At 40.5% G+C, this 8671-nt stretch carries 9 protein-coding genes and 1 pseudogene; 2 read left to right on the top strand and 8 right to left on the bottom strand.

What is annotated here, in order from left to right:
* Window positions 1-75 precede the first annotated feature (75 nt).
* Together D5018_RS14370 and coaD are read left to right on the top strand one after the other, a co-directional pair.
* Window positions 76-1344: a mechanosensitive ion channel family protein gene (locus D5018_RS14370; RefSeq protein ID WP_121839695.1), complete on the top strand. Its 1269-nt coding sequence runs from the start codon at window positions 76-78 to the stop codon at window positions 1342-1344.
* Window positions 1344-1820, top strand: coding sequence for a pantetheine-phosphate adenylyltransferase (coaD, locus tag D5018_RS14375; RefSeq protein ID WP_416351546.1), 477 nt, complete (start codon window positions 1344-1346; stop codon window positions 1818-1820). The genes D5018_RS14370 and coaD overlap by 1 nt, the downstream gene beginning before the upstream one ends.
* A 78-nt stretch (window positions 1821-1898) precedes the next feature.
* Here coaD and D5018_RS14380 read toward each other — a convergent pair whose 3' ends face one another.
* From D5018_RS14380 to D5018_RS14415, 8 genes and pseudogenes are all read right to left on the bottom strand, one after another.
* On the bottom strand, window positions 1899-2291 hold the full coding sequence (locus tag D5018_RS14380) for a hypothetical protein (protein ID WP_121839697.1): 393 nt from the start codon (window positions 2289-2291) through the stop codon (window positions 1899-1901).
* Window positions 2292-2486: 195 nt separating this feature from the next.
* Entirely contained in the window at window positions 2487-3302 is an 816-nt protein-coding gene (mutM, locus tag D5018_RS14385; RefSeq protein WP_121839698.1) for a bifunctional DNA-formamidopyrimidine glycosylase/DNA-(apurinic or apyrimidinic site) lyase, read from the bottom strand.
* A 7-nt stretch (window positions 3303-3309) separates the two neighbouring features.
* On the bottom strand, window positions 3310-3759 hold the full coding sequence (locus tag D5018_RS14390; protein WP_121839699.1) for a hypothetical protein: 450 nt from the start codon (window positions 3757-3759) through the stop codon (window positions 3310-3312).
* A gap of 331 nt (window positions 3760-4090) precedes the next feature.
* The gene (gene mobA, locus D5018_RS14395; RefSeq protein ID WP_121839700.1) at window positions 4091-4654 is read right to left on the bottom strand and encodes a molybdenum cofactor guanylyltransferase MobA; all 564 of its coding nucleotides are present in this window, start codon (window positions 4652-4654) and stop codon (window positions 4091-4093) included.
* Between the two features lie 234 nt (window positions 4655-4888).
* The gene (locus D5018_RS14400; RefSeq protein WP_121839701.1) at window positions 4889-6544 is read right to left on the bottom strand and encodes an AMP-binding protein; all 1656 of its coding nucleotides are present in this window, start codon (window positions 6542-6544) and stop codon (window positions 4889-4891) included.
* A 151-nt stretch (window positions 6545-6695) separates the two neighbouring features.
* The gene (locus D5018_RS14405; protein ID WP_133309302.1) at window positions 6696-7529 is read right to left on the bottom strand and encodes a hypothetical protein; all 834 of its coding nucleotides are present in this window, start codon (window positions 7527-7529) and stop codon (window positions 6696-6698) included.
* Window positions 7530-8094: 565 nt separating this feature from the next.
* Window positions 8095-8310, bottom strand: a complete 216-nt coding sequence (locus D5018_RS14410) for a TIGR02450 family Trp-rich protein (protein WP_121839703.1) — start codon at window positions 8308-8310, stop codon at window positions 8095-8097.
* A pseudogene (locus D5018_RS14415) lies at window positions 8307-8471 on the bottom strand (DUF3081 family protein); the annotation flags it as partial. The gene D5018_RS14410 and the pseudogene D5018_RS14415, both read right to left, overlap by 4 nt.
* Window positions 8472-8671 lie beyond the last annotated feature (200 nt).

The following is an 8671-nucleotide window of genomic DNA, read 5'->3' on the forward strand; positions in this document are numbered from 1 at the left end:
ATTGATGATTAAGACTATTCTTAGCCATGAATCTCTAGGGTTGGTTAGGGGTTTATTTAAATTGAGGGATGCGTAATGGAAAAAGATTTTCCCATCGATGTCAATGCTTGGTTACTGCACCATGGTTTTAGTCAAGGATTAGCAGAAGCTTTAACTGCCATGACCATGCTTATTATCTCCATATTATTGGTATGGTTAGTCTACTTAGTGGTAAAAAGCGTGATTCTACGCTTTATTCATGCGCTGATTCATCGAACCAAAGTGCAGTGGGATGATTTATTGGTTGAGCATAAAGTGTTTGATAAAGCAGTCATTGTGCTACCGATTTTGGTGTTATCGGAGCAAATGACGTACATTTTATCTGAGCATCAAAAAATCGCTTCCGGCACCCAACGAGTTCTCAGTGCGTTAGCTGTAGTGTTTATTATTCGAGCCATATATTCGGCATTGGATGTCGGAGAAACCTTATTTGAACGCTCCTCTGTAAGTCGCCGTATTCCCTCTAAAAGCTTCGTACAGTTAACTAAATTGTTTTTATTCCTCGTGGGCGCGGTGTTAGCGATAGCGGCCATCATCGATGAATCACCGTTATTCTTCCTGAGCGGTTTAGGTGTTGCCACTGGTTTACTTGCCATTGTATTTAAGGACACCATTTTGGGTTTTGTTGCCGGCGTTCAGTTAGCAGCGAACAGAATGGTCAGTGTAGGTGACTGGATCCAAATGGATAAGTACGGCGCTGACGGTGAAGTGATCGAAGTGTCGCTTACTACGGTTAAAGTACAGAATTGGGATAAAACCTTTTCTATGATCCCAGCCTACGCGTTAGTTTCTGATGCCTTTAAAAACTGGCAAGGAATGTCAGAGTCTGGTGGCCGCCGCATCAAACGAGCTGTTTATATTGACTTATCTAGCGTACGATTTTTAAGTGAAGAAGATAAGAACGAACTGCTGCGGATTAATCATTTAAAAGAGTACATTCCAAGGATAGAATCTGAGCTGGCACAGACCAATGCTCAGGTATTAGATTTTGAAAAACGTGTGAATGGTCGCCGTTTAACTAATGTCGGTACTTTCAGAGCTTACCTTAAAGCGTATCTAGAGAATCATGAGAAGATCCATAAGGGAATGACACTATTGGTTCGCCAATTAGATCCGGGTGCTCAAGGTTTGCCAATTGAAATTTATGTATTTACCAATGACACTAATTGGGGCACATACGAAGATATTCAATCCGATATTTTTGATCATATTTTTGCTATTCTGCCAGAATTCGATTTGAAAGCATTCCAGTCACCATCAGGTGAAGATGTGCGTCAGACCCATTTAGTTATCAAGGAATCATAGTGAACATTGCTATTTACCCAGGAACTTTTGATCCCATTACCAACGGTCACTTAGATTTGATTGAACGTGGCAGCCAATTATTCGATAAAGTGATCATTGGTGTGGCGAACAGTTCGTCTAAACAGCCCATGTTTGATCTTGAAGAGCGTGTCGCTTTGGTTAAAAAAGTTACTGAAAAATTTGGTAACGTAGAAGTTCAAGGCTTTAGTGGTTTGTTAGTGGATTTTGCTAAAAACAATGGCGCTAATGTTTTATTGCGAGGTGTCAGAACCACGATTGATTTTGAATATGAATTGACGCTTGCCAATATGAACCGAGCCTTAAGTCCTGAACTAGAAAGTGTGTTATTGATGCCAAAATCCGAAAATAGCTTTATTTCATCAACACTGGTGAAAGATGTGGTCAGGCACGGTGGTGATATTAGCGCCTTTACTCATGTAGAAGTCGTTAATGCTATTGAGAAAAAATTGAAGTAAGCCATGTCATAGCAGAGTACTATCAAATTTATTTTAAGGGTACTCTGCTATAAAAAAGATAGAGATTGAGCAATAGTTCTATTGCCTACTACTTATGTAATATAGGCTGTTTCGGCCAGAAAAATACCCTAATGTTATTATGCGACCGTGATTTGTTGTTTGCTTATAAACTTTTGAATCATCCACTGCACCTTTCTCTACTTTATCTGAGGCACATTCGAGATAGCTTCTCATTTCGTCTTGAGTCATTTTAGAGATGTCATACCTAGATAAAAATTTTACGAATCTTTGCTGGTTTTCCTTGATTTTATTAATCGTGTATTTATTGTCGCTAGGTGAATACCAGATCACAGGTATTTGACTTTGGGGTCTTCTATAGGTTCTACAGTCATTCTGATCTGTATCATTGCTTTCTAAATTATCCCAGATAATATATTGCAAAATCGCATTTTGAGACATTTCTATAGTCATTATGTGCACCTCTGACAGTGAATTGAATTTAGAAATTGCTTCCTAGCCATTGGTTTTCAAAAATTTTTTAGCTTTTGCAGTATAAGGGTGTTTCAGGAGAAGATTGGGTTAATTATTAAGTCCGAATTACCATAACTTATATCGTTCACACTCATAGTAGGTGACATTGGTGCACAGAAAGTAAGCTCAACGGTATTAAACAGGCTGACAATGATCACAAAAGACGGTTGTCCTTTGGCCTAATTTAATTTCATGGAGCACAGTGCCACACTCATGACAAGCTTGCCCACCACGACCATACACATGAAGCTTCTGAGCGAAATACCCCGGCTTTCCATCGGCATTGGTAAAATCTTTTAAGGTAGTACCACCTTGTTTAATGGCATTGGTTAAGATGAGTTTGACTGTTTCAACCAATTTGGGAAGTTTATCGACATCAACTCTATTGGCTGGTATTTTGGGATGAATGCCTGCTGTAAATAAGGCTTCGTTAGCGTAAATGTTACCAACACCGACCACGATGTGATTATCCATCAAACATAACTTGATGGCTTTTTTCTTTCCTTCAAGCGCTTGTGAAAATTGCTCAACATTAAAATCATCACTTAATGGTTCTGGGCCTAATTTATTCAATAATGGGTGAGTTTCAATGGGCAGTTCATACCACAACCAGGCGCCAAAGCGGCGAGGGTCGTTAAACCTCAGCACTTTATGATTGCCTAACACCAAATCTACATGATCATGTTTTTCTACTGGGGTATTTTCATCTAGTACCCGTAAACTGCCGGACATTCCCAAATGAATGATGGTGATCCCTGCATTGGTTTCCAATAGCAAATACTTAGCTCGACGGTGAACGCTGTTGATGGTCTGACCAACAATGTTGTGAGCCACATCTGGTATCGGCCAGCGTAAGCTGTGGTTACGGATAATAAGGTTAGCAACGTCCTGTTTGATTATATGAGGGCTGATCCCTTGGCGAGTAACTTCAACTTCAGGTAATTCAGGCATAGGAATTTTATTCTTTGTTTAATTCTGTCGGTAACAAGTTATTTTGTAAGCTAGGGGGAATTTTATACCAATTGCCCGAGGCTGATTTTAGAAACCCATCTTGGGTATAAAATTGCCAGCTCATTGGCTGAGGTGATTGCTGGACGGTAATTTCTAGGTGTTTGAACTTATCATCACTCAAGCTAGGCTGAGCAATAGGGCTTATCTTGAGTTGATGCCAAGCTTGTTGCCATAATTGACACTGCTCAAGCTTAGGTTGGCAGTCCCAATTATTTTTGTTTTTTGTTAAGGTGTAACCATCGACGCTGATTTGTTTTATGGTCGCTTGTTGATCAAACAAGGGGATAGCATCATCGGGTATGTTTGCTGTTTTGTTGTGCAAAACAGTCAGGGTGCCTATCATCGCAGCACTGGCAAGAATAATAATGTTATTCCATTGTTTTCGGGTTAACGCCATTACGCTCTCATTCTATATACTCGTGATACCTGTAGATGCAGGATTTCAGCGAGAATTAACTGCCATTTAGGCAAGGCACTTATCCGCAGAAAACGAAGTAACGACAGTTTTGTATGTCGGTCATAGTCAGTCTATTTCAAGGGTAAGTAACGCAGTATAAATGGCAGTTAAACTCGCACTGTGTGGGCTTTTTAGCGTTGATTCTTCGTTGTTGTGAAAGCTTAAATTAGCCCGCTAGTTCTGCACTTTCACGCCTCGAATAATGCAACGCTAAATAAGCTCTGAAAGTTGCATCTTCAAGTATTACGAGTATAACGCTTTGATGAGTGTATCACGACAGCTCATCAATGTGGTTGCAGTTGATAAAGTGTTTGGCATCGAACTCAACGGTTTGGTATTGATGACGGCGATACCATGCCATGACTCGACGCTCTCCGGAAGCAAGATAATCATCCAGATCAGCTTTTAATTGTCGTTTGAGTAACATGATCACCGCATGCTCTTTATGACTGTCACAGGCCACGACAATATCTGTATTGTCTTGAGCTAATGCAAGTTGCATTTTTTCCAATAGATCACTCGGGAGATGAGGAGTATCACAGGGGAGCATCAGAAGCCATTCTGATTGGCAATGGTGTAATGCGGTGGATAATCCTGATAGCGGCCCTTGAAATCCTGACAATTCATCGCTGAAGACGGGGTAACCAAACGCTTGGTATGATTCGATATTGCGATTAGCCATGATCATAAGGCGATTGACTTGTGGGTGAATCGTATCAATGACGTGCTGTACCAAAGGTCGATGTTGAAACGTGACTAGGCCTTTATCTTGGTACTGCATGCGTCGACCTTGCCCTCCGGCAAGGATCACTGCTTCAACAGAAAGATCAGACATATTGCTATTTTATGAAGTGAATAATGGTATTAGCTTATCAAAAAAAAAGGCCGGACTGAGAGTCCGGCATAAGAGTGTGAGCAATGTTGTGCTTGCATACCCATCCAGAGAAACTAACCAACTTACAATCGAACTATTTTAGTTCTCAAGAATGAGTTTTGGAACGCAAATTAATGATAATCATTCTCATTTTCTTTTGCAAGCTTTATTGTTCATTTTTTTCGCAGTTTTTTATTACAACTCATCTTCCCATTTCACAACACCACCGCGTAGGCCATCAACAATACTTGTAAAACGCTGCTCTAATATGTGGCGTTTAATTTTTAGAGTTGGGGTCAATACGTCATTTTCAGTTGTCCATGGTTCACTAACAATCACGATAGCATCTAAGGTGGCGTGAGATTCCAGTGTTGGATTAAGTTGATCCAAAGTTGTTTTAAGGGCATGGCGAATGTCATTACGCGGCATAAGTGATGCGCCTTCCGCCAATTGCACTAAGGCTACAGGGTGAGGTAACCCTGCTCCAATGACACATAAGAGTTCAATATGCGTGTCTTGTGCTAATTTACGCTCGATTGGCACTGGAGCAACATATTTGCCTTTAGCGGTTTTAAAATTATCTTTGATACGTCCGGTAATTTTAATGTAGCCATCAGCATCAATCTCTGCGACATCACCTGTATGGAAGAAACCATCGGCTTCGAATACCTGCGTGGACGTTGTTTCATCCTTATAATAACCAGTCATTAATCCGGGACTGCGAACCAAAAGTTCATTTTGGTCACCTAAGCGAATGTCACAGCCATCGACAGGCACGCCAATGGTGCCGATTTTATTAGGGTTGAATGGATAGTTAATGATCGAATAAGCGCAGTTTTCGGTCATTCCCCATGCTTCACAAATTTCAATACCAATACCTGCAAACCATTGAATAATGGCTTTAGGCAATGGTGCAGAACCGGAGCCAAATAAACGGCACTGATTAAGTCCTAAGCCTTTGCGGATTTTTCTTTTGATCATGCTGTTGAGAATAGGAATACGCAATAGCGTGTTCAGCTTTTTAGCGCCGCCGGCTTTTTCAATAATGTTTTTCTGGAACAAGCTCCAGAGTCTTGGCACAGATAAAAAGAACGTAGGTTGGCAACGATTGACATCATCAATGAAGCTATCCAAGCTTTCCACAAAGGCCACTTGAGCACCGTTGTAGACGGAAGTTCCAAGAATGGCGACACGCTCCGTGATGTGGGCCAGTGGTAAATAAGAAATCAGCCTGTCAGTATCTTTAATTTGAATATGGTTGGCGGCGCAGCCACACGTCCAGCCATAGCTGGCAAAGGTTTGCATTGCCCCTTTAGGGTTACCGGTTGAGCCTGAGGTATAAATGATGGTCATTAACTCATCAATCTGAGGGTAGGGCTGGTTAGTTAATGGTTCGCCAATATTGAGAAAACTTTGCCATTGATATTGAGCGGGCATGGTGTCATATGGGAATGCGATTCGAATAATATCTCCAGCAATGGCTGGTTCTTGGTCTTGCCAGTAATCTAATTTACCAACAAAGACCGCTTTTGCATCACTGTGTTCAAGTACATAACTGATAGTATCGGCATTGGCGGTTGGGTAAATGGGCACACTGATATAGCCGCCGAGCATTAAGGCAAAGTCGGTAATGAACCACTCAGCGCAGTTTTTAGATAACACCGCAATTTTATCACCGGGTACAAATCCTAAGTGACGCAACCCTCCTGCGACTTGTTGTGACATTTTGCGAACTTGTTGCCAAGTGTAGTCTTGGTATTGGCCGCTTATCGGTTGTCTTAGATAAACTTTGTCTCCATGGGCATCAGCCCAAAAATCGAGCATTTCAACGGGTGTTTTTATGGTTGTCATTGTAATTTTCTCACCTTGTTAGTGCCGAATTCATTCAGTATGGCGGCTTTTTAAACGAGGTGCAAATCAAGCGATTGATGATAATTCTTGAGGATGTTTTAAAGGAATAATGTGGCCTTATCCCTGTCAGGTAAAGAAAGGACGATTGCCACTATAAAATTGTGCAGGTTTGCATAAGCTGCTTACAAATCGAGGGGTTAAGGCGCTCAGCAACGTTATCATGGTTAAGAGCTCGGGCAAATTGGTAGGGGGGGATACCCTCGGAGTGTACAGATAACCTCTTGTGTCTCAGCATTAGTTGCTCTGGTGGCTGAAGTAACAAGTGTTCAGTTTGTCTAAGTTGAACTAATGATTTTTGTTTAGTGGGCGTTTCTGGTAATAATGCTACGATCGTTAGTTGTAGCTGAAATCGCTTTACAAGGTACTCCCTATCTTGGGCGTTGATCATAAGCATTGGGTGAATCGATTGAATTAAGCGATAAGCACTTTTATTTTTTTCGCTACTCGATGATGATTCCTGCAGAAATAAAGTGCTATCAAACAATGCCGTTAGCTCTTGTTCAAGACGACTATTGTTGCCAAACACAATATTAGCTGTCATAAGAACCGTTTGTTTAAACTGCCCAAAGCTCACTTTTGGCCTAGTTTCAACTGGTCTTACTATCAAAGGGGCTTTCACTTGTACGAGTGAACTTTTGGTTTTTTTGTTTAAAGCGTGGGATACCCAATCTCGATTAAGAAGAACCGGCCATTGTTTTAGTTCTTGCTGAAGTGGCTTATTTAGATATTTGCTTTTTTCTGCAAATATAAAGAAACTCTCAGAATGCAATAGACCATGAATAGTTGCGGTACTTAACTGCCATTGTTGGCAAACGGCTGGATCATTTGGTAAAGACAAAAGGGTTAGCAAGGCTTTTTGAATAGGGTTTAGTCTTATATCGTCATCGATGTCTATCAAACATGAGAACAGTCGTGACCATACCACTGGCTGAGAAGCTTGATCAAATGATTCAACGTGTTTTGTGATTTGTTCTTGAAGTGGTTTAACGGATTGTTGCGGTAAACCGAGTAAGAGACTTATTAGGCTACACAGTTTGTCATTACCGATGTAGAGCCCGCATGGTGCCGCCCTAACTTTGTTTATTGCATGAGTCTTGGAAGACTCCTTTTGGCTTGTATGATTTTCGAGGATGGTGTTGAGTAAGCGGTTGTTTAATTTGATATGTGCCTAAAATGAGTTTGTTAAGTTGAAAGTTATTCGTTCAAAGTAAGATGAGAAGAAGAAACCCAACAGGTTTGGCAAGTAAAGCGTTACATCTTATTGAGAATGAACCTGAGTTATACATTAAGCTTGCACTTTCATAGGCAAGGCTGAATTTGATACCTGTATTTGAATAAGTATTCTTCTGCTCTACGACACTGTCAAAAATGTCAGTGAGCAGGCTCGAAATACCCAAAAGTGCGCGAGATACTCATTTAGGTTCTCGATTATTAATGGGTAAATCCCGGTGTGACAATGATCAATGTTATCGAAAATAATAGGTAAAAGTTTACTGCCAACCGTAACGCCAAACAGTAGAGTTTTTTAATTCTCTCCAATTTATTTGATATTGATTGTGGTTGATCACCGCCTCAATTGAGCAACCTATGATAGTGTCTTCTTCGTCCTTTAAAAGCTCAACAATAATGAAGTGCTTTTCTTTGTTAACAACCTCAGTTTTAGTCCACTTACTATTAAGGAGATGTTTGGGGTTAACTTGATTCATAACTTAGCGCAAATTTTTGCAAGCTTAGCTTCAAACTGATGAAGGTCTTCTTTGTTGGGGTATTCAAGCCGATACTTTCCGTGAAACTGAAGCGTCATTATTAGTTGGTTGTATTGCAGATAACAAGTGTAACCATCAAAATCATACCAAGCTCGAATACCGTCTAATTTATAATATAGCTAAATCAATATAAAGCTCTGAGAATGCCATTTTATATTGATTTAGCTATAAATATCGTAACTATTCAGCCCATCTGACTCAATCTGCTTAAAATAGCAACGGTTGAGTCACCATTTTACTTGATCCTCAATGATCATTTGACCGATCTTCCCAGTATGTCATGCTGACCAAATATTTAGTC

The sequence above is a fragment of the Parashewanella curva genome (assembly GCF_003675895.1).
Lineage (GTDB): Bacteria > Pseudomonadota > Gammaproteobacteria > Enterobacterales > Shewanellaceae > Parashewanella > Parashewanella curva.